19 protein-coding genes are annotated in these 24,954 nt (G+C 43.4%); 2 read left to right on the top strand and 17 right to left on the bottom strand.

Going from position 1 to position 24,954, the window contains the following annotated elements; all coding sequences use genetic code 11:
• Window positions 1-47: 47 nt before the first annotated feature.
• Window positions 48-2,756, bottom strand: coding sequence for a preprotein translocase subunit SecA (gene secA, locus N482_RS06340; protein ID WP_063376248.1), 2,709 nt, complete (start codon window positions 2,754-2,756; stop codon window positions 48-50).
• A gap of 492 nt (window positions 2,757-3,248) precedes the next feature.
• On the opposite strand from secA, the gene N482_RS06335 reads away from it, so the two are divergent.
• Window positions 3,249-3,728, top strand: coding sequence for a DUF721 domain-containing protein (locus N482_RS06335; RefSeq protein WP_063376247.1), 480 nt, complete (start codon window positions 3,249-3,251; stop codon window positions 3,726-3,728).
• A gap of 48 nt (window positions 3,729-3,776) precedes the next feature.
• Here N482_RS06335 and lpxC read toward each other — a convergent pair whose 3' ends face one another.
• From lpxC to mraZ, 16 genes are all read right to left on the bottom strand, one after another.
• Window positions 3,777-4,700, bottom strand: coding sequence for a UDP-3-O-acyl-N-acetylglucosamine deacetylase (gene lpxC, locus N482_RS06330; protein WP_063376246.1), 924 nt, complete (start codon window positions 4,698-4,700; stop codon window positions 3,777-3,779).
• 95 nt (window positions 4,701-4,795) lie between these two features.
• Window positions 4,796-6,055, bottom strand: coding sequence for a cell division protein FtsZ (ftsZ, locus tag N482_RS06325; protein WP_063376245.1), 1,260 nt, complete (start codon window positions 6,053-6,055; stop codon window positions 4,796-4,798).
• 21 nt (window positions 6,056-6,076) lie between these two features.
• The gene (ftsA, locus tag N482_RS06320) at window positions 6,077-7,309 is read right to left on the bottom strand and encodes a cell division protein FtsA (RefSeq protein WP_063376244.1); all 1,233 of its coding nucleotides are present in this window, start codon (window positions 7,307-7,309) and stop codon (window positions 6,077-6,079) included.
• Window positions 7,306-8,085, bottom strand: a complete 780-nt coding sequence (locus N482_RS06315) for a cell division protein FtsQ/DivIB (RefSeq protein WP_063376243.1) — start codon at window positions 8,083-8,085, stop codon at window positions 7,306-7,308. Before N482_RS06315 ends, ftsA begins: the two co-directional genes overlap by 4 nt.
• A 1-nt stretch (window position 8,086) precedes the next feature.
• Window positions 8,087-8,995, bottom strand: a complete 909-nt coding sequence (locus tag N482_RS06310; RefSeq protein ID WP_063376242.1) for a D-alanine--D-alanine ligase — start codon at window positions 8,993-8,995, stop codon at window positions 8,087-8,089.
• Entirely contained in the window at window positions 8,992-10,401 is a 1,410-nt protein-coding gene (gene murC / locus N482_RS06305; protein ID WP_063376260.1) for a UDP-N-acetylmuramate--L-alanine ligase, read from the bottom strand. Before murC ends, N482_RS06310 begins: the two co-directional genes overlap by 4 nt.
• Window positions 10,402-10,414: 13 nt before the next feature.
• The gene (gene murG / locus N482_RS06300; protein ID WP_063376241.1) at window positions 10,415-11,503 is read right to left on the bottom strand and encodes an undecaprenyldiphospho-muramoylpentapeptide beta-N-acetylglucosaminyltransferase; all 1,089 of its coding nucleotides are present in this window, start codon (window positions 11,501-11,503) and stop codon (window positions 10,415-10,417) included.
• Complete coding sequence (gene ftsW / locus N482_RS06295) at window positions 11,500-12,675, bottom strand: cell division protein FtsW (protein ID WP_063376240.1); 1,176 nt, start codon at window positions 12,673-12,675, stop codon at window positions 11,500-11,502. The genes murG and ftsW overlap by 4 nt, the downstream gene beginning before the upstream one ends.
• Window positions 12,675-13,994 carry a UDP-N-acetylmuramoyl-L-alanine--D-glutamate ligase gene (gene murD, locus N482_RS06290; RefSeq protein WP_063376239.1) on the bottom strand — a complete coding sequence of 440 codons (1,320 nt, stop codon included), beginning with the start codon at window positions 13,992-13,994 and terminating at the stop codon, window positions 12,675-12,677. The genes ftsW and murD overlap by 1 nt, the downstream gene beginning before the upstream one ends.
• Window positions 13,995-15,077, bottom strand: a complete 1,083-nt coding sequence (gene mraY, locus N482_RS06285; RefSeq protein WP_063376238.1) for a phospho-N-acetylmuramoyl-pentapeptide-transferase — start codon at window positions 15,075-15,077, stop codon at window positions 13,995-13,997.
• Window positions 15,077-16,459, bottom strand: a complete 1,383-nt coding sequence (locus N482_RS06280; protein WP_063376237.1) for a UDP-N-acetylmuramoyl-tripeptide--D-alanyl-D-alanine ligase — start codon at window positions 16,457-16,459, stop codon at window positions 15,077-15,079. Before N482_RS06280 ends, mraY begins: the two co-directional genes overlap by 1 nt.
• Window positions 16,456-17,919 (bottom strand): UDP-N-acetylmuramoyl-L-alanyl-D-glutamate--2,6-diaminopimelate ligase, encoded by a 1,464-nt coding sequence (gene murE / locus N482_RS06275; RefSeq protein ID WP_063376259.1) that lies wholly within the window; start codon window positions 17,917-17,919, stop codon window positions 16,456-16,458. Before murE ends, N482_RS06280 begins: the two co-directional genes overlap by 4 nt.
• Window positions 17,912-19,726 (bottom strand): peptidoglycan D,D-transpeptidase FtsI family protein, encoded by a 1,815-nt coding sequence (locus N482_RS06270; RefSeq protein WP_063376236.1) that lies wholly within the window; start codon window positions 19,724-19,726, stop codon window positions 17,912-17,914. The genes murE and N482_RS06270 overlap by 8 nt, the downstream gene beginning before the upstream one ends.
• The gene (gene ftsL, locus N482_RS06265) at window positions 19,723-20,046 is read right to left on the bottom strand and encodes a cell division protein FtsL (RefSeq protein WP_063376235.1); all 324 of its coding nucleotides are present in this window, start codon (window positions 20,044-20,046) and stop codon (window positions 19,723-19,725) included. The genes N482_RS06270 and ftsL overlap by 4 nt, the downstream gene beginning before the upstream one ends.
• Window positions 20,047-20,982, bottom strand: a complete 936-nt coding sequence (rsmH, locus tag N482_RS06260; RefSeq protein WP_063376234.1) for a 16S rRNA (cytosine(1402)-N(4))-methyltransferase RsmH — start codon at window positions 20,980-20,982, stop codon at window positions 20,047-20,049.
• A gap of 21 nt (window positions 20,983-21,003) precedes the next feature.
• Window positions 21,004-21,462, bottom strand: a complete 459-nt coding sequence (gene mraZ, locus N482_RS06255; protein ID WP_063374371.1) for a division/cell wall cluster transcriptional repressor MraZ — start codon at window positions 21,460-21,462, stop codon at window positions 21,004-21,006.
• A gap of 394 nt (window positions 21,463-21,856) precedes the next feature.
• On the opposite strand from mraZ, the gene N482_RS06250 reads away from it, so the two are divergent.
• Window positions 21,857-24,907, top strand: coding sequence for an EAL domain-containing protein (locus N482_RS06250; RefSeq protein WP_231100804.1), 3,051 nt, complete (start codon window positions 21,857-21,859; stop codon window positions 24,905-24,907).
• Window positions 24,908-24,954 lie beyond the last annotated feature (47 nt).

Genomic DNA, 24,954 nt, shown 5'->3' with positions numbered 1-24,954 from the left:
AAAAAAAGCGACACAAGGCCGCTTTAATAATGCTTATTTATTTCTGATTAGCTAAGCTTACCGCAACACTGCTTGTACTTTTTACCAGAACCACATGGACACGGTTCATTTCGACCGACTTTAGGTTCTGCACGTGCCGCCACAGCTGCTCCTTGAGGTGCTTCACCGCCAACCTTCTCAGCTTCTTCATGCTGGTATTGTTTAGGAACTTGCTCACTACGACGATGTTGCTCTTCTACTTTCTCAATATCTTCTTCTGCACGCACCTGTACTTTGCTGAGTACCCCAACAACGTCAACTTTTAGAGTCTCAAGCATGTTAGAAAATAGCTCGAATGACTCTCGCTTATATTCTTGCTTAGGGTTCTTTTGCGCATACCCACGAAGGTGAATACCTTGACGTAAATGGTCCATTGCCGCCAAGTGATCTTTCCAATGTTGATCCAAGCTTTGTAGCATCACGGCTTTTTCGAAATGACGTAGTACTTCAGCACCAACTTGCTCTTCTTTCTGTTTATATGCAACCTCAGCTTCTTCAATAATGCGCTCTCTAAGAGACTCTTCATACAACTTACTGTCTTCTTCAAGCCATTTAGCAATTGGCATCTCTATCAGTAAATCTGATTTTAAGCGCTCTTCCAGACCCCGGATATCCCACATTTCAGCTAAGCTTTGTGGTGGAATAAAACGGTCGATAATTCCGTTCACAACATCGCTGCGAATCGCATTTACTGTCTCTGAAATATCACCTTCTTCCAATAGTTCGTTACGCTGCTCGTAAACGACACGACGTTGGTCATTTGCAACATCATCGTATTCAAGTAACTGTTTACGAATATCAAAGTTACGCGCTTCTACTTTACGCTGCGCATTTTCAATCGCACGGTTGACCCATGGATGTTCAATTGCTTCACCACGTTGCATACCCAGCTTACGCATCATTGTTGTCATGCGTTCACCTGCAAATATACGCATCAGAGCATCATCCATAGACAAATAGAAGCGGCTTGAGCCAGCATCACCCTGACGGCCTGAACGACCACGTAGCTGATTATCAATACGACGCGATTCATGTCGCTCAGTACCAATTATGTGTAAACCACCGGCTTCTAATACCTTATCGTGTAGTTCTTTCCATTTGGCTTTCGCGTCTTCTATTTGCGCCTCGGTCGGGCTCTCAATCTTCGCAATGTCGTTTTGCCAGTTGCCGCCTAACATAATATCTGTACCACGGCCAGCCATGTTAGTCGCGATGGTAACATACCCTGGTAGACCTGCATCCGCAATAATGTCAGCCTCTTGAGCATGGAATTTAGCATTCAGTACATTGTGCTCAATTTTTTCTTTGCGTAAGAAGTGTGACAGATACTCTGAGCTTTCAATTGAAATTGTACCTACCAGTACAGGCTGACCACGTTCTTGACAGTCTCTGATATCGGCCAAAATAGCTTCGAACTTCTCTTCTTGTGTCAGGTAAACTAAATCTGCGCGATCATCTCGGACCATCGGCTTATTAGTTGGAATAACAACTGTATCTAGACCATAGATAGATTGGAACTCAAACGCCTCAGTGTCGGCTGTACCCGTCATACCTGACAATTTGTCATACAATCGGAAGTAGTTTTGGAATGTAATCGAGGCCAATGTTTGGTTCTCGTTTTGAATGCGTACACCTTCTTTTGCTTCAACAGCTTGGTGCAAGCCTTCAGACCATCGACGGCCTTCCATTGTACGGCCAGTATGTTCATCAACAATGATAACCTCATTATCTTTGACGACGTAATCAACATCTTTTTGATACAGTTTATGAGCTCTCAGTGCAGCATAAACATGGCTCAATAAAGTAATATTACCCGCTGAGTACAAAGAATCATCTTCGTCGATCAGGCCGTGCTTGATGAGCAGCTCTTCTACCTTAACCTGACCACGCTCAGTCAAATGCGCCTGCTTAGACTTTTCGTCGATGGTGTAGTCACCATCGCCTTCTACACCCTCTTCATCTTCTTTTTCTTGCTGAACTAACTCAGGTACTATTTTATTTATCTGCGTGTAGAGTTCAGAGCTATCTTCAGCTGGGCCTGAAATAATAAGTGGTGTTCTAGCCTCATCAATAAGGATTGAATCGACCTCATCCACAACTGCGTAATGCAATGGACGCTGAACACGCTCTTCAATGCTGAAAGCCATATTGTCACGTAGATAATCAAAGCCAAACTCATTGTTGGTTCCGTATGTGATATCTGCTGCGTATGCTTCTTTTTTCTGAGCCGGCATCATTCCAGGTATATTACAACCTACTGATAGACCCAAGAATTCAAATAGCGGGCGGTTATTTTCGGCATCTCGTTTGGCAAGGTAATCATTTACCGTAATGACGTGTACACCTTTCCCCGTTAATCCATTTAGATATGCAGGTAACGTCGCTGTCAGTGTTTTACCTTCACCCGTACGCATCTCAGAAATGCGACCTTGATGCAGCACCATGCCGCCTATCATTTGGACGTCAAAGTGACGCATTTCAAAGACTCGTTTTGATGCTTCACGAACAGTAGCGAATGCCTCAGGAAGTAATTCGTCTAAGCTGGTTCCCTGCTCAAATCTTTGTCTAAACTCTGCTGTTTTTGCTTTTAGTTGTTCATCAGATAGCTTGCTATACTGCTCTTCTAAAGCATTAACTAAAGCGACCGTCTTGCGTAAATTTTTGATCATCCGGTCGTTACGGCTACCAAAAATTTTGGTAAAAATTTTAGTTATCATGTTTAAACCATTTCAATCTTATATTTGTAAGCCCGTGCATTCGCGAATTCCAATAGGCTTACTAGTCCTGTTGGCGACAAAGTCGAATTTGTGCTATGTGCCGAGTATAAATTTATACCCTATCATACCAGACTATGCGCATCTGCAAACCACCAAAGCGAAAACTGTTCCTATTTAATAAAATATGCACCAGCAAGGTTGTTTGAAAACACTCTAGTACTCGCGTCATTTTCTGTAATCATACACCAGAGATATGACGTTAATGTTCGATGATTAGCATAATATGGGGGCTACCAACTCCGAGTTCAAGTGTACGGCATTCGTTCAATCCCTATCTAGTAATATTTGCGGCTATGTTTTGAAGCAATATATAGTGAAGCAATATATAGTGAAGCAATATATAATATTGAAGACCAAAGCAGTAATATTCCCCCGTATTTCGCAGAGGCATATTCAAATTTAGAGACTAACTTTTAAACATAAGGGTGAGCCATGACGAAAAATCGATTTAACCCTAAGCCCTTGTCAGAGCTAGCACCCAAGTGGTCAGATAAATTATCTAACTATGTCGAAAAAGCGCAAGACATCAATTCACTGCAAGCCCCTTTAGAGCATGCCTTAGGGCCAATTCTCAGCAAGAAATGTCGCGTTGCAAACTATACGCAAGGCACTTTGTATATTGAAGCAGCCTCGGCGACGTTGGCGACTCGGTTAGGTTATTTAAAAATGGAGATTTTATCTGCGTTTAGGCAATCTGGTTTACACGACTGTGGTCAAGTTAAAATTACATCAAACCCTGAGGCACAACAACGTTTACAACGAGTCATTGAACCATCTCCTCCGCCCAAAAACAACCCAGGCTTGAGCCAAGCAACCGCCGACCAATTATCTCAGCTCGCAGAAAATGCTCCGCCAGGTTTGAGAGAAAAGCTGTTAAAACTTGCCAGCCATAATCGAGATAATAAAGACTGAATTAAAATAGCTTAGGGCAAAAAAAAATGACGCTACCGCGTCATTTTTTTATACTGTTGAAAGCTGTTGACCAGCTTCTAACCCTGGTGCTGGCATTGTTACAGGCTCATCAAATGTGACCCATTCCCATGCATTTTCATTGGCCATAATTTCACGAAGTAATTTGTTATTCAAGCCGTGGCCTGATTTGTAGCAAGTCATTTTACCAAGAATGTTATAGCCAGTCATAAATAGGTCGCCGACGCAATCAAGGATCTTGTGTTTTACGAACTCGTCTTTATATCTTAAGCCGTTTGGATTTAGAACCTTAAAATCATCCAGTACTACCGCATTATCCATACTTCCACCAAGTGCAAGATTATTGGCATGCATATACTCAATGTCTTTCATAAAGCCAAAAGTACGTGCTCTACTGATTTCTTGAGTGAAACTTTGAGCTGTAATATCTAGTCCAATACGCTGACGACTGGCGTTGATAGCAGGGTGGTCAAAGGCAATTTCAAAGTCGATATGGAAGCCATCATATGACTCGATCTCTGCCCACTTATCTCCGTCTTCAACCCGCACTTTTTCTTTAATACGGATGAAGCGTTTAGCAACATTCAATTCAGCAATGCCACCTTTCTGAAGCAAATAAATGAATGGTAATGCACTACCATCCATAATTGGTACTTCAGCACTATCTAGCTCAACAATTAAGTTATCTATACCTAAAGCGGCGACAGCTGCAATTAAATGTTCTGTCGTTGATAAGCGAACACCATCTTTATTTGTTAAACAAGTACATAATTGCGTATCACCCACAGCTTCAGGCGTTGTCTCGAAGTCGACAACTGGGTCTAGATCTACGCGACGAAATACAACCCCTGTATTTGCGCTCGCAGGTCGGAGAGTGATCGTGACCTTTTCACCTTTGTGTAAACCTACACCTGTGGCTTTAACAACTTCTGCAATTGTACGTTGTTTAATCATATATTCGCCCACTTTAAATTGGATAGACGGCGGAGTTTATCACAAATTAGTGCACCCTGCCAATTGTCTATTTTTTACTCTGGTTTAACTACTTTTTAATCAGACTGCTTTCTTAAGAAGGCTGGAATGTCAAAGTAGTCACCTTTTTCTTTATCACCAGTATCTTTTACTGTGCTCTCTGAATCTTTTGGTGGTTTCACACCTTGTTCTCCAGCGATACTCGCACCTGTGTCTTTACCGCCAAGCGCTTCTACAGGTTTATTGCCAGCACCACCAAAGCTCGGAATCGTTTCCTCACTGATAAAGCCAGGCCCATTAGTACCTGTACCTTTCCCAGTGCTAACCTGACCCGAAAAACCCTGAAGGCCATTGTCAACGATACCAAACTGCGGCTTGCGCTCACCACCAAGTCCCGTTGCAACAACTGTAACTCTTAGTTCGTCACTCATTTCAGGATCAATGACAGCACCCACAACTACCGTCGCATTTTCCGAAGCAAGTGCCTTCACATGATTACCAACAACTTCAAATTCTTCGATGGTAATATCCATACCAGCGGTAATGTTAACCAAGATACCTTTTGCACCAGTCAGGTCTACATCCTCAAGTAACGGACTTGAAATAGCAGCTTCTGCCGCTTCTTGTGCACGGTCTGGTCCAGATGCAGCAGCTGTGCCCATCATGGCTGTGCCCATTGCTGACATCACTGTTCTTACATCAGCAAAGTCAACGTTAATCAAACCTGAACGAGTGATAAGCTCGGCTATCCCTTGTACAGCGCCGTAAAGCACATCATTAGCTTTAGCGAAGGCATCTAATAATGTAGTACCTTTACCTAAAACCTTCAGTAACTTGTTGTTAGGAATTGTTATAAGTGAGTCTACAATTTCTGACAACTCACCAATCCCATGGTCAGCAGCTGCCATGCGCTTCTTGCCTTCTAAATCGAAAGGACGCGTTACAACAGCAACTGTCAAGATACCTAGTTCTTTCGCTACGCGTGCAACCACTGGGGCAGCACCAGTACCAGTACCACCACCCATACCTGCTGCGATGAAAACCATATCAGCGCCTTCAAGGCTCGCTTTTATCGTTTCAACATCTTCTTCAGCAGCTTTTTTACCAACCTCTGGGTTTGCACCCGCGCCTAGGCCCTGAGTAATTTGCGTGCCTAACTGCACCGTTACGTCTGCTGACGACTTTCTTAGCGCCTGTGCATCTGTGTTAGCAACAATAAAGCGCACACCTTCTATTTCTTGTTTTACCATGTGCTCGACAGCGTTGCCTCCACCGCCGCCAACACCAATTACTTTAATTACGGCCTCTTCGCCGTGTTGTTCCATAATATCAAACATCTTCACTCTCCGACTTGAGCTTTAAAACTCACCTTGGAACCATTTAGTAATTCGGCTCCACCAACCTTCTTCGGCATCAACTTTCGCCTTTTGTGCATTTTTGGCTTGCAGCGTTCGGCCGTATTGTAACAAACCTACCGCTGTTGCATATGCCGGATCATCAACATAATCTGTTAATCCTGTGATCCCAACAGGGTTTCCTATCCTTACTGGCATTTGGAAAATGTCTTCTGCCACTTCCAAAGCCCCTTTCATTTTGGCGCTACCACCTGTTAAAACAACGCCAGCCGCGATTTGATCTTCAAAACCAGAACGGCGAATTTCTTCTTGAACAAGTTCAAATAATTCTCTGAATCTGGGTTCTACGACCTCAGATAAAGTATGCCTAGACATAATTCTTGAAGGGCGACCACCGACACTAGGTACTTCAATTGTCTCCTCAGCACTGGCCATCTGGCTACTTGCAAACGCATATTGTACCTTCAAAGACTCAGCATGTGAGATAGGTGTTCTAAATATTTTTGCAATATCACCTGTTACTTGGTTACCAGCTACTGGGATCACAGCGGTATGGCGTAGCGCACCATTAACGTATATCGCGATATCCATCGTACCGCCACCGAGATCCACAACGGCAACACCCAGTTCCTTTTCATCTTCAGTCAATACTGAGTAACACGAGGCAAGTGCAGTAAAAGTAAGCTGGTCTACATCTAACCCGCAACGCTCAACGCATTTCTCAATATTTTTTGCCATATCGTTAGAGCAGGTGATGATATGCGCTTTGGCTTCCATCCTCACCCCACTCATACCGAGCGGGTTTTTAATACCCTCTTGCATGTCGATACTATATTCTTGCGGGAGTGAGTGCAGCATCTTCCGCTCCGCCGAAATCGGCACAGAACGAGCAATATGGATCACATTTGCAATGTCATCATCCGTCACTTCCGCATTATTAATGGCGACGACGCCGCTTTCGTTCTGGCATTGAATGTGCTTTCCAGAAATACCTAAATACACTGAACTAATGCGACAATCAGCCATTAATTCAGCTTCATCAATCGCGCGTTTAATCGAGTCAGATACCAAGTTAAGGTCGTTTACGCCACCTTTGTCCATACCGTGCGCCACTTGGTTGCCAACGCCAACAATACTTAACTGATTATCCGGTGTGATCTCACCCACTGTAGCAACAACTTTTGCTGTTCCCACATCTAGCCCTATCACTAAGTTTCTTTCTGCTGACTTGGTCATGCTTTACTCTTTTCTTTATGTTCTTGTGTCTGGGGATATCTCCAACTTACCGCCAGCCCTGTATCATATCGCAAATCGATCACATCGAGCTGAGCCCCTTCAGGGCGTTGTAACAATGGATAAACATCGATGAACCGTTGCACTCTCTTTGCTTTTTCTTCTCGACCTAAATTAAGCTTAATGCCATTTTTCAACCACAATTGCCAAGCAAACCGCTCGGACAAGGCCAAACTGGTTAACTCAAATGAGTTGACAGCCAGCATTTCTTTTAGCTGTAAAAAAGTTTCCCATGCCTCTCTCTCGCTTCCTTCAGGGCCATATAGTTGTGGTAACCCATCTGGTAACTTATTACTACTCGCTTGAAAAATAAGTCCACTTTCATTGAGCAGCGAGTCACTGTTCCAAAACGCCACAGGCGTGTGCTCTGTGACATAAATTTGTATCGTATCCGGCCATTGCTTACGCACTGATACAGAAGCAACCCATGGCAAAGACTTGACTGAAGTTTGAACTGTTTTAACATCCAGTTTAAAGAAGCTTCTCAGATCAGCTTCGCTAATCGCCGCAACAATTGCCTGCTCACTGGTATAGTACGGCTCCCCTAACACGGTTAGGGTTTTAATTTGCGCATCCCTATGTTCAACTAGCCAGTCACTCACCCAGTAAAAACTGCGAGATAACACAAGCAAAACACACAAGAAAAAGCTCATACCAAGTATAATGGACCAATTTAAGGCCCTAAGGTTTAATATGGCTTTTTGCAAATTTTGGCGCATCTTAAACTGTTTGCTCCAAAATACGAATAACTAACTGGTCAAATGTCATCCCTTCGACTTTGGCTGCTTTAGGTACCAATGACGTCTCGGTCATCCCAGGTACAGTATTGACTTCTAGCAAATAAAATTGACCATTTACATCTTGCATCGCGTCGACGCGGCCCCAACCCGTCGCACCCACCAGCTCAAAGGCATGACTTGCCATGACTTGTAATTGTTCTGCAAAAGCCAAGCTTATATCGGCCGGACAAATATACTCGGTGGTATTTTCTTTATATTTCGCTTCATAGTCGTAAAAACTGCGTGGTGTGCGCATTTCAATGACAGGTAAAGCCTGACCATCTAGCACTGCCACTGTAAATTCACGCCCTTCAATCCACTGTTCGACCAGCACCTGACTATCAAATTTAAAAGCATTGCTCAACGCTTCGGTCAGAGTAACTTCATCATCAGCTCTAGCCATCCCAACGCTTGAACCTTCATGGCTGGGTTTTACCATCACAGAACCCAACTCTTTGATAATGGCTTTGGCGTCAAACCCGCTTTGATTATCAACAACAGCATATTTTGCCGTACTCAATTTGGCAGATTGGAATAAATGCTTACATCTAATTTTGTCCATCGCCAACGCACTGCCTAAGACACCACTGCCTGTGTAAGGAATGCCCATAAACTCCAAAGCCCCTTGCACAGTGCCATCTTCTCCACCGCGACCATGCAAGGCGATAAATACTCTTTCTATTCCTAAGGTTTTCAGATCCCATATATTGCGCTGCGCGGGGTCAAAGGCAATTGCATTCACTGCCTCACGTTTCAGGGCATCCAGCACCGCTTCACCCGATGCTAAGGAAACTTCCCTCTCGGCTGAGCTGCCGCCCAATAAAACGGCTACTTTACCAAACTTGCTCATAAACTTTCTAACCTCAGCCTTTCTTTTGATAGCTCCGTCGCAGCTAATTTCTTCACAATTTGACCGATGTTACCTGCCCCTTGTGTAATCACTAAATCGTTATCTTGGATAACATCAGCAAGCACGCTAAATAGCTCACTATGATCTGCGATATGAATTGGCTCAACTCCTCGCTGTCTTAAACTGCGACATAGCGCTTTACTATCCGCACCAACAATCGGACTCTCACCCGCACTATACACATCTAATAATATGAGCTGATCCACCTCTGAAAGTACTTTAACAAACTCTTCATAAAGGTCTCTTGTTCTTGTGTACCTATGCGGTTGGTAAAGCATTACCAGACGCTTATCTGGCCAACCGGCTCTAGCAGCCTGAATAGTTACAGCAACCTCTGAGGGATGATGGCCGTAATCGTCAACTAACATCGCACTGCTATCTTCACGGCTAAAGGTTCCATAGTGCTGGAAGCGACGTCCAATACCGGCAAAATCCTGTAATGCATTTTGAATAGCAATGGTTTCGATCTCATGATCCTTAGCTATCGCTATTGCTGCTGTCGCATTTAACGCATTGTGTTTACCGGGCATATTGAGCTGAATATCCATACTTGAGCCTGATTTGTGTAACACAGTAAAACGGCAGCTTCCTACTTCTTGGACATAGTCGGTCATGCGATAATCTGCATCTTCACTCTCACCGTATGTGATTGTCGGTCTAGCGAAGCGTGGGAGCAGCTCACGCACAACTGGAGAATCGATACACACCACAGCTAAACCATAAAATGGTAAATTGTGAATAAATTCTATGTAGGTATCTTTGAGCTTTTCAAAATCCCCGCCATATGTATCCATATGGTCAGCTTCAATATTGGTAATAACAGAAGCCATTGGCTGAAGATGCAAGAAAGAAGCATCGCTTTCATCTGCTTCCGCAATTAATACATCGCTTGTACCAACTTTTGCATTACTTCCCGCGCTATTAAGCAGACCACCGATAATAAAGGTCGGATCGAGCTTAGCTTCAGCGAAAATACTTGCCACCAAACTTGTTGTTGTTGTTTTTCCGTGGGTTCCAGCAACTGCAATACCATGCCTAAAGCGCATCAATTCAGCCAACATCTCAGCGCGCCTTACAACTGGCGTGCGCGCCTGCTTGGCCGCAATGATTTCTGGGTTAGTCGTATCAATAGCGCTAGATACAACCACGACATCTGCATCTTTAACGTTGTTAGCATCATGGCCAATAAATATTTCTGCGCCAACTTTCAATAACCTTTGCGTCATTGCGTTTTGAGCAATATCAGAGCCTGTTATTCGATAACCTTCATATGCCAAAACTTCTGCAATACCGCCCATACCGGCACCACCAATTCCAATAAAATGAATAGTGTTAATTCGTCTCATAGCTCGGCGATACTTATTTTCTTTCACAATTTTCTCTTTGACTTGTAATTTCTTCAATAATTTCAACTACTGTACTCGTTGCTGATATTTGGGCACATAGCTTTGCTTTTTTTGACTTTGCTTCAATACGTGTTGGATCACGTAAATATGGCTCTAGTAACGTCACCATATTCTGCTCATTTAATTCTGACTGAGGCATCAACAGTGCAGCGCCATCATCCACCAAAGCACTCGCGTTTAGAGTTTGATGATCATCCACTGCATGAGGTAGGGGAACAAAGACAGCCATTTTTCCCGCAGCAGCAACTTCACTGACAGTCAGCGCTCCAGCTCGACAAATTATAATATCAGCCCATTCATAGGCTTGGTCCATATTTTCGATAAACTCGTCAACTTTATATGTGAATTGACTATCGCTATAACTTGTTGCAACAGTCTGCTCATTTCCTCTACCACTTTGATGCCAAATGGAAAGTTTGTGATGCCCTAGCTGATTCAGTGCATTAAAAACTTCTGGGAGGGTTTCATTTAATGCTTTGGCACCTAATGAACCACCAACAACGAGACAATTAATATTTCCCTCAACCGCCTTAGGCTGTATTTGCGTCACCGAGTCACGGATTGGATTACCGACGACATCACACTTGGTTTCTGGAAACGCACCTTTGAAGGCACATAAAACACGATTTGCTAGTTTCGCCAACATTCTATTACTTAAACCAGCAACAGCATTTTGTTCATGAATTATGAGCGGCACACCTAACAGCTTGGCGGCAACCCCCACAGGACCTGTCACGTACCCGCCCATTGTAAGAACAACATCAGGCCGGTGTGTTGATAAGATATGTTTGGCAGCACATATGGCTTTAAAAACCATCAAAGGCGTTTGTAAAAACCTTTTAAACCCGTTTCCTCTCACCCCTTTGACAGCAATAAAGTCAATGTCAAAGCCATGCCTAGGAACGACCTGCGCTTCCATTCTATCTTCTGTACCTACCCACGAGATTTCCCAGCCCGCATCTTTCAATTGCTGGGCTACCGCTATGCCTGGGAAAATATGTCCACCAGTACCACCGGCTGCAACCAATATTCTTTTTGTCATCGTTTACTGCCTCTCGATGTTGCTTGCCTAGTCGACATCTTTGTTTCAAAGTCCACCCTCTGTAATAGCCCAGCCGCAATTGTCATGACTAATAAACTAGATCCACCATAAGATACAAACGGCAGAGTCAAACCTTTAGTCGGCAACATACCGGCACTCGCGCCAACATTAACAAGTGTCTGAAAAGCAAACCAGATACCTATCCCAAGGGCAAGATAACCTTCGTACTCTTTATTTGACTTTAAAGCTTGTTGCCCAATAACCAGGGCTCTAAAAACGAGCGTTCCAAGCATCAACAACACACAAATTACGCCCAAAAACCCTAATTCCTCGGCAATGACAGCAAAAATAAAATCATTGTGTGCTTCAGGAAGGTACTGCAACTTTTGAACACTATTGCCCAAGCCTTGGCCAAACCAGCCCCCTTGACCGTATGCCATTAAAGATTGAACCAATTGATAACCCTTACCAAAAGGATCTTTCCAAGGCTCCAAAAAGCCAACGACCCGAGCCATACGATAGGGCTCGAAGATTATCAACATCACAACCAAAAATACACCTGTGAGCATCAGTACAAAAAACTGCCACAGCTTTGCGCCGGCCAAAAATAGTAGACCCACAGTCGTTACAAAAATCACGACAACGGTGCCCAAATCCGGTTGCATTAGAATTAAAAATGCATACACAGCAAAGACCACGATAGGTTTCGCAAACCCTTTGATATTTTCTTGCACCTCTTCACGTTTGCGTACCAAATATCCAGCTATATAGCTGATAAAAAATAGCTTTGCGACTTCTGCAGCTTGTATACCTACAGGCCCTACAGGGATCCAGCGTTTCGCGCCATTCACTTCCCGGCCAACGACCAAAACCAGCACTAGCATTGCCATTCCAAATAGCAATAAATATGGATTGAAGCGCTTCCACCACATCATTGACACCGAGGTACTCAACCAAAACAGCACCATCCCCATAATCAGAAACATACCGTGTCTGACAATGATGTGATAAGGATTGTTGTAAATACGTTCAGCAACTGGCATCGAAGCACTTGTTACCATCACAAAACCAACCCCTATCAAGCAGAGCATCGCATACAGCAAAGGCAAATCGAACAAAGTGTCTGCGTTTTTAGATTGAAAAGCACTTCTTAAATTTAGCGTCGCTATCATTAGAGTTCTCCTACCAATTTGGTGAACTCATCACCTCTAATCATATAATTAGGGTACATATCAATGCTTGCGCACGCTGGCGCCAACAATACAATATCGCCAGCAATGGCTTGTTTATTAGCCTCTAAAACAGCCTCTTGCAAAGTTGAAACTTTAATACTGTTGTCATGAAGAGGGACGAACAAATCTGCATCTTTACCAAAACACAAAATAGCTCGGCAGTGCTCTTTAAGTGGCTCCACAAGAGGTGCTATTTCTGCACCTTTAGCATCCCCACCTAAAATCAAAACGATTTTGCAGCTATCATCTGCAAGACTTTCGAGTGCCGCAACCGTGGCTCCCACATTGGTTGCTTTTGAATCATTAAAATATTTAATACCGTTGGCTTCGGCAATCAATTGGCAACGGTGTTCAAGTCCACTGAATCGAGCAAACCCCTGCTCAAATGCTTGTTTGCTTATGTCAAAAGGACTCAATAAAGCCATTACAGATAAAGCATTAAACTGGTTATGCTTGCCAGGAATAGATAGACAATCTACTGGCAGAAAAGCCTCACCTAAGGCACTAAAGTATGCACGTTCAGGAAAAGATTTAATGCAGTAATCTGCATTGTTTAACCCTACACTCAATGTGCACTTATGTGCTTGGTAGGTTTGCTCATCGTCAAAGTTGTAAACCAATAAACCCGTTTGCAGATAGATGCGTTTTTTGGCCGCGCAGTAGGCATCAAAATCAGGATACCTATCCATATGATCCTCAGTAATATTGAGGATCATGGCGCTAGTGCATTTCAAACTTTGAGTTGTTTCGAGTTGGAAACTAGATAGTTCTAATACAATTAAATCAAGATCTTGATCCAATAAATCAAGAACTGAGGTGCCAATATTTCCACCGAGTCCAACCTTGAGGCCAGCTTCTTTACAGACTTCTGTAGCCAAACTCACTACCGTAGATTTACCATTGGAGCCCGTTACCGCAACTACTGGAGTGTCATTTAAACGAGCAAACAGTTCAACATCCCCGATCACCTCGGTACCACCCGCTATCGCTTGTGCCACGTATCTATCATATAAAGGGATCCCAGGACTAATTATTATTACATCAGTATTAGTTAATGCAGCCTCAGCCAACGGACCAAATACGGCTTCACTCTCAGGTACATTGTGTGCCAACCACTCAGCACCAGGCGGCACAGCACGCGTATCAACAATTTTGGGCGTGATACCATGGCGTACTAAAAAGCGTACAATTCCAAGCCCTGTTACACCAAGGCCTAGAATTGTAATATGCTGCTGCTTAAGTTTGTCTATATAGTTCATTTACCTGATCTTTAGAGTTGCCAATCCAGCAAGTACTAAAATGAAAGAGATTATCCAAAACCGCACAATGACTCGCGGTTCAGGCCACCCTTTCAACTCATAATGATGGTGTATAGGAGCCATTCTGAAAATACGTTGACCACGCAGTTTGTACGACCCAACCTGAAGAATAACCGACAGGGCCTCCATCACGAATACCCCCCCCATAATCACTAATACCAACTCTTGCCTTACTAAAATAGCAATAATACCTAATGCACCGCCCAAGGCCAAAGAACCCACATCGCCCATAAATACTTGTGCTGGGTAGGTGTTAAACCATAAGAACCCTAATCCAGCGCCGACAATGGCAGTACACACAACAACGAGTTCACTGGCCAATGGTATATGAGGAATATGGAGGTAATTTGAGAAATTCACGTTACCGGTCAAATAAGCAATAATTGCCAATGCCGCTGCAACTAAAATTGTAGGTACAATGGCAAGACCATCAAGTCCATCAGTCAAATTGACCGCATTTGATGTACCTACGATCACAAAGTAACTCATAACGAGGTAGAGCAACCCAAGTTGCGGCAACACATCTTTGAAAAACGGCACAACCAAAGAGGTTTCCGCATCAGAATTCGCAGTGTAATACAAAAAAGCTGCAACAGAGATCGCAATCACTGATTGCCAAAAATACTTCCATCTTGCGATTAAGCCCTTACTGTCCTTACGAATCACTTTACGGTAATCGTCGACAAACCCTACGACGCCCAAAGAGCCAATAACAAACAAAGTAACCCAAACATACTTATTACTTAAGTCTCCCCACATTAAAGAGCTCGTAAAGATCGCGGCCAAAATAAGCAGTCCACCCATTGTGGGAGTTCCCGATTTGGATAGGTGAGATTCAGGACCATCATCTCGGACAGTTTGTCCAATTTGCATACGCTGCAAAGCGCGAATCAACTTTGGACCAAAATACAACGAGATCAGAAGGGCCGTTAGGATCCCCAAGATTGCTCGTACGGTGAGATATGAAAAGACATTGAAACCACTGTAGTATTGCGTTAAATACTCTGCTAACCAAACTAACATTATCGGTCCCCATCTACATAATTTTTGTGGGCAGCTATCAAGTCTGAAACCAACAGCTCCATACGTGCACTACGCGACCCTTTTATCAAAACAGTACACCTTTGAGAATCAAGATTAATAAATTCAAATAACGCTTCAAGCATGTGCTCACGCGTCGAAAAGTGGCGATTTGGCTGTTCAAAAACTTCGCTGGCATAGCGGCTCAAAACACCTAAAGAAAACAGCGCATCAATCCCTAATTGGCGCGCATACTCTCCAACCTCTTGATGGTATGCGCTCGCCTCTTCCCCCAGCTCAGCCATGTCTCCTAGAGCCAGTATTCGAGTACCAGGCATTTCCTTTAGAAGTTCAATTGCGGCCTTAACGGAGCGTACATTTGCATTATATGTATCATCAACAACCCTCAAACTGTGAGAAACATCAATAACATTCACGCGCCCTTTCACTACTTCCATATTGTGTAGTGCTGCTGCAATATCCTCTAAAGAAGCACCAAGTGGTATTGTAATTGACGCGGCAATCACAGCATTCATCACGTTATGCTTACCAGGTAAAGCTAGCTTGACCGACAAAGATGAGATAGGAGTACACAATAAAAACTCGGCCCTACCTGCATCATCTAACTTAATATCTTCTGCCCAAACATCATGTTTAGCCTGCATCGAAAATCGTTTTGTCGATTGTGTCGATAAACTTTCAATCCACATACCAGCAAAGACGCTATCTTGATTAATAACCGCCACACCACCAGCTTTAAGGCCTTCAAATATCTCACCTTTGGCTTGACCAATACCTTCAATAGAGCCAAACCCTTCTAAGTGTGATGGCGCAACGTTGCAGACCACGGCTACATCAGGGTTAGTTAAGCCGCTGGTGTATGCAATCTCACCAATATGGTTGGCTCCCAATTCAATTACAGCGTATTCATCATCTTCAGATAGTCGTAATAAAGTGAGCGGCACACCGATATCGTTATTAAAATTGCCTTTTGTTGCCAGCACCTTACCGCGTCTAGAAAGAATCGCTGCGGCCATTTCTTTAACCGTCGTTTTGCCTACACTGCCTGTAATAGCGACTGTTTTAGGTGCCACATGTTGAATAACCTTTTGTCCTAGTTTGCCAAGTGCAATTCGCGTATCCGGCACCACAAATTGAACAATGTCGACATCCACAGGTCGAGATACAATCGCGGCAATCGCGCCTTTTGTCTTCGCTTCAGCCACAAACTTGTGACCGTCAAAGTTAGCGCCTTGTAATGCAAGAAAAACTTCGTCGTTGGTTATTGTTCTTGTATCTGTATTGATATTGGCAACTGCCAAATTTTGCCCACTAAAAGGGGCCTCAAGTACTTCTGCAAGCCAAGAAAAATCCATCTTGATCATGCACTTTCCCCCTCTAAAATTGCCTTAACTAAGCTTCTGTCACAAAAGCTTAGCTTTTGATTTCCAATAATTTGATAGTCTTCATGACCTTTGCCAGCAATCAGAACGACGCTGTCTTCATCAGCTTGTTCAATAGCAAATCGAATGGCCAAAGCTCTATCTGGTTGCACAACAGCATACTCAGGATTACTGAGCCCAGCCTTAATATCATTAATAATTGTTAATGGATCTTCACTACGGGGGTTATCACTTGTAATTATAATATTATCGGAAAACTGCTCTGCAGCTTGGGCCATCAATGGACGCTTACCTGTGTCACGTTCTCCGCCACAGCCGAATACACATGCCACTTTGCCAGGCACATGCATTTGCAAAGCTTGTAATGCAAGTTCAAGTGCTTCAGGTGTATGCGCGTAATCAACAATACAAGTTGGCTTACCATCGTTTTTAAATGCTTGCATACGGCCATCTACGGGTTCGAGTTTTTTCACAGCAGCTTGCACTTGGTCCAAGCTATATCCTTGGACTAACAAACTCGCAAATGCAGCACACAGATTATATAAGTTGAATAAACCGAATAACGGTGTAGAGATTGCCACCTCCCCCCATGACGTGATTAGTTGAAATGAGAGGCCATGTTGATGACAAGCAACCTTGTCAAAAAACACATAGCGTTCAAAATGGTGTTCCTCTGGTTGCTCGCCATATACAACACATTCGCAGGGAGACAACTCCGTTAACCATTGACGTGCGTAGCTATCATCTAAATTAAGCACTTTGTGTTTGGCGCCACACTCTGTAAACAAACGTTTTTTTGCATCCGCATAACTCTGCATATCACCGTGGTAATCCAAGTGGTCGCGACTCAGATTAGTAAATACTGCCACATCAAAGTCTATCTGTTCTGTGCGCCCTTGAACGATACCATGAGAAGATACCTCCATCGCGACCTGCTGATGCTGATTTAATAGGTGTGAAAAAATACGTTGTAAGTCAACCGCGGATGGTGTCGTATTATTCAATGGTGTTAAGTTCTTCGGGCTACCGTAGCCTAAAGTTCCAATGACAGCACTGTCTTTCCCACACAAGGTTGCCAAATTGGCGATCATCGCTGCCGTAGTCGATTTTCCATTAGTTCCTGTTACACCGACTACATTCAATTGGCGGCTTGGCTGCTGATAAAAACCGGCTGCAATATTTGCCAATTTACTTTTCAAATTGGGGACTTTAATTACTTCAACCGAAAAACCTGATACGTCAGCGCTTTCATCAACTAAAACGCATACGGCACCCTTTTCTATTGCCGATGCGATAAATCGCTGGCCATCTAATTGGTGCCCACTTATGGCAATAAAACAATCACCATGACGTACTTCGCGGCTGTCCAAGCGGAGGTCTTGTACTTCAATATATGCACTTTTCACATCGAATTTCGCAAGTACTTGTGTCAGATCACGCATCATTTTTTGACTCCGATAAATAAGCAACCCGTTCTTTATCCGGAGCAACATTCAACATTCTTAGCGCATTAGAAACAATCTCAGCAAATACAGGTCCAGCAGTATCGCCGCCGTAATATACGTCATTGCCAGGCTCATTAACCATCACAACAACAGCAAGCCTAGGATCACTCGCTGGCGCAACCCCTGCAAAATAACCAACATATTCGTCGCCATATCCGCCAGCCACCGCCTTTTTCGACGTGCCAGTCTTACCAGCAGCCCGATAGCCATCTACCTTGATACTTGAAGCTGTGCCGCCTTTTTCAAAGATTGATTCCATCATAGAAACCACGGCTTTCACATCTTCCTCTTTGAACAACCGATTGCCTGGCTGAGGAGTATCTTGTTTTAAAATTGTCAAAGGTCTTGAAATCCCACCTGCACCTAATGTGGCATACAAGCGCGCCACCTGCGCAGTACTGACAGATACGGCATAACCATAAGACAGCGTCGCTATCTCGAAATCAGACCAACGTCTATTTGGATAGAATAGCCCTGAGCTCTCTCCAATCATTAACGTTCCAGTGTCTTCTCCAAATCCAACTTTCTGGTATACGCCAACTAAATAATCTTTTGGTAATAGCTGACTGATCTTCGCAACGCCCATATTACTTGAGACTTTCAATATCTCTCTGAGAGTCATTTCGCCATGATTTCGTGTATCTTTGACTAAACTGCCCCCTAACCTCATCCAGCCAGGGAAAGTATTTATAATATCATCAGATTCGATCACCCCATGATCGATCCCCGCTAATATGGCCAGCGGCTTCAAAGTCGAACCTGGTTCAAATAAATCTGTAATGGCGCGGTTGCGGCGTTTATAAGGCGCCGCATTACTCATATCGTTAGGATTAAAGCTTGGGCTATTTACCATTGCCAAAATCTCACCGGTATGAACATCAACAACCATTGCAGACCCCGACGTTGCCTGATAAGTCAGCACGGCAGATTTAAGCGCGCGATAAGCGATGGTCTGAATTCTCAGATCAATACTCAAGTGAATATCTTCCGGTTCGACACGTTCTTCTTCAGACAAGACTTGTACTTCTCGACCCTGTGCATCCTTTCGAATAGTCCTAAGCCCTTCAGTGCCTGTTAACGCTTTATCAAAGCGCTTTTCAATGCCTTCAATGCCAATACCGTCAATATTCGTGACACCAAGAATATGTGCCGCAATCTCGCCACTAGGGTAAAAGCGCTTTGACTCGTCCAGTAAATGAATACCAGGTAAACGCATCTGTTTTATGTACTTAGCTACTGCCGGTGTGACTTGGCGCTTTAAATACACAAATCTTCTTTTTGCATTTCCGCGCAACTTTTTATTGACCTGCTCTGAAGGTAGTTGGAGCACATCGGAGAGCTCCCGCCAGCGTGCTTGTTCTTGAAAGAGCTGTTGTTTGCGCTCTGCGAGCAATGACGCGTTATCAGCCAGCGTAACGTGATCCTCACCGTTTTTTCTGGCTTGGCGTAAAACGCGTGATTTTAATGCTTTGTCCAATGCGAGCGGATCTACGTATACACTCACTACGGGTACACTCACCGCAAGCTCTTTGCCATTGCGATCAAAAATCATCCCGCGTTGCACATGCAGTTTTTCCATTCTCACTGTGCGCTTAACATTTTCAGCTCGTGCTTTGTCAGGCTCAATAACTTGCAAGTAAGCAGCTCTTGCAATTAGCGCGACAAATACAGATACCAACATGACGCAAACTAAAATAAAGCGCCAAGCAATTAGGTTTTGTGAAGGTTTGTTACTTGTCTTCATGGCAGCTCTATCACCTGCTCTTCTTTACTCGTTGGACGCAGCATTTTTAGTTGTGCTTTGGCTATTTCTTCAATTCGCGCATGCTGTGAATAAAACTCTTCTTCAACTAACAAGTAACGCCATTCGAGATCCAGTTCGTCTCTTTGCTGTAATAATTGATCCTGCATAATTAATTGCTGGCGCGTTGAATGAGTTACTTGCACCACCACTAAAGAGGATATAAAAACACTTACGAGCAACAAAAACGTCAGTTTATTCGCCAAGATCACTTGGCAAATCTCTAAAAAGAGCTGAGGTTGGCGTTGCGTCGACTTAGCCATTTAGAGCTTCTCTGCAATGCGTAAAACAGAACTACGCGATCTAGGGTTTGCTTCGATTTCAGACTTGCTCGGCTTGATGGCCTTTCCAATCGCTTTTAAAGTTAGATTTTTATTGAGTTGTTCATCGGTCAGAGGTAACCCCCTTGGAACAGCCTCTCCCTTACTTTGTTTCTTAATAAATTGTTTAACAATGCGATCTTCCAGAGAATGGAATGAGATAACAACCAACCGACCACCGGGCTTAAGAACATCTATTGCTGCCAAAAGCGCCGTCTGGATCTCTTCTAGTTCGCTATTAATATAAATTCGAATGGCCTGAAAGGTACGTGTAGCAGGGTGCTTGTGTTTATCTTTAACAGGCACCGCTTCATCAATAAGGTCCGCAAGCTGTTTAGTGGTGGTAATTTCAGTCTCTTCACGAGTTTCAATAACTTTATGTGCAATGCGTCTGGCAAATTTTTCTTCACCATATTTCTTAATAACGTGCACCATGTCTTCAAGTTCAGCCTCTGCTAGCCACTGCGCTGCACTTCGTCCTGCTTGTGGATTCATGCGCATATCAAGTGGGCCATCTTTCATAAAACTGAACCCCCTATCCGCATCGTCTAGCTGTGGTGAAGAAACTCCAATATCCAGTAGTATACCGTCCACCTTGCCTGTCAATTCAGCCGACTCCGCCACTTCCGCGATATTAGAAAAGCGATTATGTGCGATGGAAAATCGGTCATCTTGCGCAAACTTTTCGGCAGCCTTTATCGCCTGAGGGTCTTGATCTATTGCTTGCAAACGACCTTTTTCACCCAAGCGCTTCAGAATTTGCCCTGAGTGGCCACCTCGACCAAAAGTGCCATCGATATAAATACCATCTGCCTTTATCTCAAGTGCATCGAGCGTTTCGTCCATTAACACTGAGATATGTTCTAATTCTGAACTCATAATTGGAGCTACACCTGTACTCTATAAAGAAAAACCATCAAGATCTGAGCTCTCTTCCACGTCACCACTGCGCTCAATCTCTGTATCGAGACGCATTTGTTCGTTCCAACGAGCTTCATCCCAGATCTCAAACTTATTTAAAAGGCCAACCAACATGAGCTTTTTCCCAAGGTTGGCATAATTGCGCAAAGATGGGGCCAATAAAATTCGGCCATTTTTGTCCAACTGATACTCTGTCGCATGTCCTAACAACATACGCTGCCATCGCCTTACTCGTGGATTAGTGTTCGACAGCTTGTGTAAGCGAGCTTCAATATCTTGCCACTCTGAAAGTGGATACACCCAAAGGCAGGGTTCATTAATCGCAATGGTACAAATCACTGTCCCCATTTCTTCAGACAGCAGCGGTTGGCGATACTTCACAGGTATCGAAAAACGCCCTTTATCGTCAAGGCTTATTAAGTTCGCACCGCGAAACATAACTAAACCACCTCATCGAGTAAGAAATGTACATTTTGATCCAATTTGATCCACTTTAATCCACATTTTACCACAATTGACAAGTCTAGGGCTTGACAAGCCTTTTTGTCAAGTTAGATAAGGGGGGTAACATATCCATAAATCCAGAAAAAATGAGGCTTTCAAAGAAGTTTATGAAATGTGTGGGGAAAAATGGGAAGACTCAGAAAATCACAATCTATAAATAAAAAATTTGTGTTTAAATTAAATTCAATGCACAAAAAATACAGCGTAATATTCAATCAAAACTGAGCGAAACTGCCCCATTCTCGACCAGCCATTTGTGCACTACTATCTGAAGTTTGGTGATTTAACATCACGCGGTTATGATATACATGTATTTACAAATTGAGACTTGATTATTCTTTATTCGACAATAAAACAACGCTTTTCTAGGTTGATGCTGTTGCTGTCATTGCCCGGTTTCACACTGATCTTAGCGTTATTATTTGCGCAACGAGCAGACATACTGCATATCAAAGAGCAGGATGCAATCTTCTATGCCAATCAGATAGCTACTCAGCAACGCGTAGAAATTGCTGATACACAAAAACTTTTAGAGCAACTGGCTGCAAACAGCCAATTACTTCAATCGTCTACTTCAAAGTGCCCTCAACTATTGCACCACGCCAAGTTGTTCCACCAAGAATTTGCCAATTTCGGGTTGGCAACACCCAGTGGGCGCGTATTTTGTTCTTTGCACCCCATCACTGATCCAATTAGCATCGCTGACAGGGCCTACTTTTTACAGGCAGTTACAACTCAAAGTTTTAGTATTGGAGAATATCAACAAGACCGAAGCGTACATACTGCAACCCTTAATTTTGCGCAGCCTGTATACGTTCAGAATCAGCTTAAGATGGTGATCTTTGCCGTTCGCCGCCTTACCAATTGGAGCGAATCTCTTTCTCATTTACCTTTGCCAATTGGTACTCGGGTCATGATAGCTGACAATTTTGCACAAGTCGTAGCTGAGTACCCATACTCTGATAAACCTCTGGGTCGCCCCGCCAGTGAAGACTGGCCAAGTAATGTGTCTCATAAAGTGTCTATCTCAGAAGACAAAAATGGACTACACCATGTCTACTTGCGCCTCCCCCTAGAGCAGCCAGAATCTGAACTTAACATCTATTTTGATTTCCCGTTCGATGATGCTTTACACGAGGTAAATCGACAGTTTGCACTGATACTAGTCGCATTTTTACTTGCCGTATGTTTTTTAATTTGGCTAGGCCGCCAACAATTGCGCAATACGCTTTTAATGCCGCTGCAAGATTTTAGCAATGCTATAGGCGCGTTAGCGCATGGCAAAGCGGTAAAGTTAGAACAACAAAACATGCCCAAAGAATTAGCCGATCTCGCTGTACATTTTGAACGTATGGCCGATATTCGAATCACAACAGAGAATGAGCTAAATCGTAAGCACGCTGAGATTAATGCGTTAATAAATGCACTGCCTGACGATTTTCTACGCTTGGATAAACAAGCGAATATTCTTGATCAACATGGAAGTCGTGTGACAGGCCGCAACGCCTTAAGCGATATTTTTCCTACGCATATTAATATTCGAATTAAAGCGGCGTTAGCATTGTTGCAAGACAAACCAAATACCGTTTTTGAATACGCACATAAAGATAAAAACCAAAACAAGGTATTTGAAATCCGTATATATAAAATCGCCAATATAGATGAAGCGATATTGATCATGCGCGATATAAGCCAGAAAAAACAACAAGAAGAAGCGCTTAATCTCGCGGCGCTCACTTACAATAACAGCAGTGAGTGTATGGTGATCACCGACGCCCAAGGCTATATATTGGATACAAACCCAGCATTTAGCAAAATTACAGGTTATGCACAGCATGAAGCAATCGGTAAAACCACCTCGATATTGAGCTCAGGAAAACATGACCCCAGTTTTTATGAACAACTTTGGCGCTCTTTGAGAGCTTCTGGCAAATGGCAAGGAGAGATCATTAACAAACGTAAAAATGGCGAGTTTTATACAGAATGGTTAACGATTGATACCGTCTATGATGAACATGGAGAGCCTTATCGTAGGGTCGGTATTTTTGCAGATATTACGGATAAAAAGCGCAAAGATGAGCAACTATGGCGACAAAGCCACTTCGATGAGCTTACCGATTTGCCAAATCGTACCAGCCTTAAGAAACAGCTCAATACCTTGTTTGGGTTGTCAGATCATAAGTTTGCCGTACTTCTGCTGGATATCGACCACTTCAAAGACATTAATGATACATTGGGTCACTATTATGGCGACCTATTGCTTACGCAAATTGCGCAAAGACTAAAAAAAGCGACGGAATCTTTCGCTCGCCTAACCCGGATCGGGGGAGATGAATTTGTCCTTGTGTATGATAATTGCGCAGACAAGTCTCAAGCGATTGCGCTCGCAGAGCAAATATTGGCAGAGATTAAAGCTCCTTTTGATTTAGCGGACGAAACTTGTCATATTGCAGCCAGTATCGGAATTGCTTTAGCCCCTCAATATGGTGAAAATACCGAGCAGCTTTTAAAAGCTGCTGATCAAGCAATGTACAAAGCAAAACAGTTGGGTAGAAATGGATTTGCATTATTTAGTTCTGAGCTACGAGAACAAGCGGAGCAACGTATTATTCTGCTAAAGGACATGCGACAAGCACTGTGTGCCAACCAATTTGTCATGCACTTTCAACCAATCGTTTCAATGCACAACCGTGCAGTCACCAAAGCTGAGGCCCTAATACGATGGCTACACCCAACTAAAGGCATGATCAGTCCCGCAAACTTTATTCCTTTGGCTGAAGAAACTCAACTAATCCATCAATTGGGTGAATTTGCCTTCACACAAGCTGTTGATGTATTAAAACAAACTCAGCACTTACGCACAGACCTGCAATTAAGTATCAACGTATCTCCTGTGCAATTCAGCGCCAAGCACACCACACTATTAGCTTGGCAAAGCCAACTAGCCAAACACCAATTAACACCCGATATGCTAGTGCTGGAAATCACTGAAGGTTTAATGATGCAAGGTGGAGAACGTAGCCAAAAACGCTTAACAAAGCTCATTCAACAAGGTTTTTCTATTGCGCTAGATGACTTTGGTACCGGTTATTCATCATTGGCTTATCTCAAACAAATGGATACCGAGTTTATAAAAATTGATAAGCGCTTTGTCGATGGCATCGAGCACAATCAAGACGACTTAGTATTGTGTGAAACAATGATATTGATGGCTCATCAGTTAGGGCTTAAAGTCATCGCAGAAGGTATTGAAACAGCCACGCAGCATGAACTTCTCAAACAAGCAGGTTGTGATTTTGGCCAAGGTTATTTTTACAGCAAGCCTCTGCCTATGGAAAGTTTCGTCACCTATTTAACAGACCAAGACAAGCAACATTAAAAAGTAAAAAAGCCATTCCGAAGAATGGCTTTGTCTGTTTGGATTGA

This window comes from Pseudoalteromonas luteoviolacea NCIMB 1942 (assembly GCF_001625595.1).
GTDB lineage: Bacteria > Pseudomonadota > Gammaproteobacteria > Enterobacterales > Alteromonadaceae > Pseudoalteromonas > Pseudoalteromonas luteoviolacea_A.
The sequence above is the reverse complement of the archived record's forward strand: the minus strand, read 5'-3'. Positions and strand labels throughout refer to the sequence as shown.

Excerpts from the sequence above, each read along its gene's own strand:
- secA (WP_063376248.1), bottom strand. The coding sequence starts at position 2,756 with ATGATAACTAAAATTTTTACCAAAATTTTTGGTAGCCGTAACGACCGG.
- N482_RS06335 (WP_063376247.1), top strand. The coding sequence starts at position 3,249 with ATGACGAAAAATCGATTTAACCCTAAGCCCTTGTCAGAGCTAGCACCC.
- lpxC (WP_063376246.1), bottom strand. The coding sequence starts at position 4,700 with ATGATTAAACAACGTACAATTGCAGAAGTTGTTAAAGCCACAGGTGTA.
- ftsZ (WP_063376245.1), bottom strand. The coding sequence starts at position 6,055 with ATGTTTGATATTATGGAACAACACGGCGAAGAGGCCGTAATTAAAGTA.
- ftsA (WP_063376244.1), bottom strand. The coding sequence starts at position 7,309 with ATGACCAAGTCAGCAGAAAGAAACTTAGTGATAGGGCTAGATGTGGGA.
- N482_RS06315 (WP_063376243.1), bottom strand. The coding sequence starts at position 8,085 with ATGCGCCAAAATTTGCAAAAAGCCATATTAAACCTTAGGGCCTTAAAT.
- N482_RS06310 (WP_063376242.1), bottom strand. The coding sequence starts at position 8,995 with ATGAGCAAGTTTGGTAAAGTAGCCGTTTTATTGGGCGGCAGCTCAGCC.
- murC (WP_063376260.1), bottom strand. The coding sequence starts at position 10,401 with ATGAGACGAATTAACACTATTCATTTTATTGGAATTGGTGGTGCCGGT.
- murG (WP_063376241.1), bottom strand. The coding sequence starts at position 11,503 with ATGACAAAAAGAATATTGGTTGCAGCCGGTGGTACTGGTGGACATATT.
- ftsW (WP_063376240.1), bottom strand. The coding sequence starts at position 12,675 with ATGATAGCGACGCTAAATTTAAGAAGTGCTTTTCAATCTAAAAACGCA.
- murD (WP_063376239.1), bottom strand. The coding sequence starts at position 13,994 with ATGAACTATATAGACAAACTTAAGCAGCAGCATATTACAATTCTAGGC.
- mraY (WP_063376238.1), bottom strand. The coding sequence starts at position 15,077 with ATGTTAGTTTGGTTAGCAGAGTATTTAACGCAATACTACAGTGGTTTC.
- N482_RS06280 (WP_063376237.1), bottom strand. The coding sequence starts at position 16,459 with ATGATCAAGATGGATTTTTCTTGGCTTGCAGAAGTACTTGAGGCCCCT.
- murE (WP_063376259.1), bottom strand. The coding sequence starts at position 17,919 with ATGCGTGATCTGACACAAGTACTTGCGAAATTCGATGTGAAAAGTGCA.
- N482_RS06270 (WP_063376236.1), bottom strand. The coding sequence starts at position 19,726 with ATGAAGACAAGTAACAAACCTTCACAAAACCTAATTGCTTGGCGCTTT.
- ftsL (WP_063376235.1), bottom strand. The coding sequence starts at position 20,046 with ATGGCTAAGTCGACGCAACGCCAACCTCAGCTCTTTTTAGAGATTTGC.
- rsmH (WP_063376234.1), bottom strand. The coding sequence starts at position 20,982 with ATGAGTTCAGAATTAGAACATATCTCAGTGTTAATGGACGAAACGCTC.
- mraZ (WP_063374371.1), bottom strand. The coding sequence starts at position 21,462 with ATGTTTCGCGGTGCGAACTTAATAAGCCTTGACGATAAAGGGCGTTTT.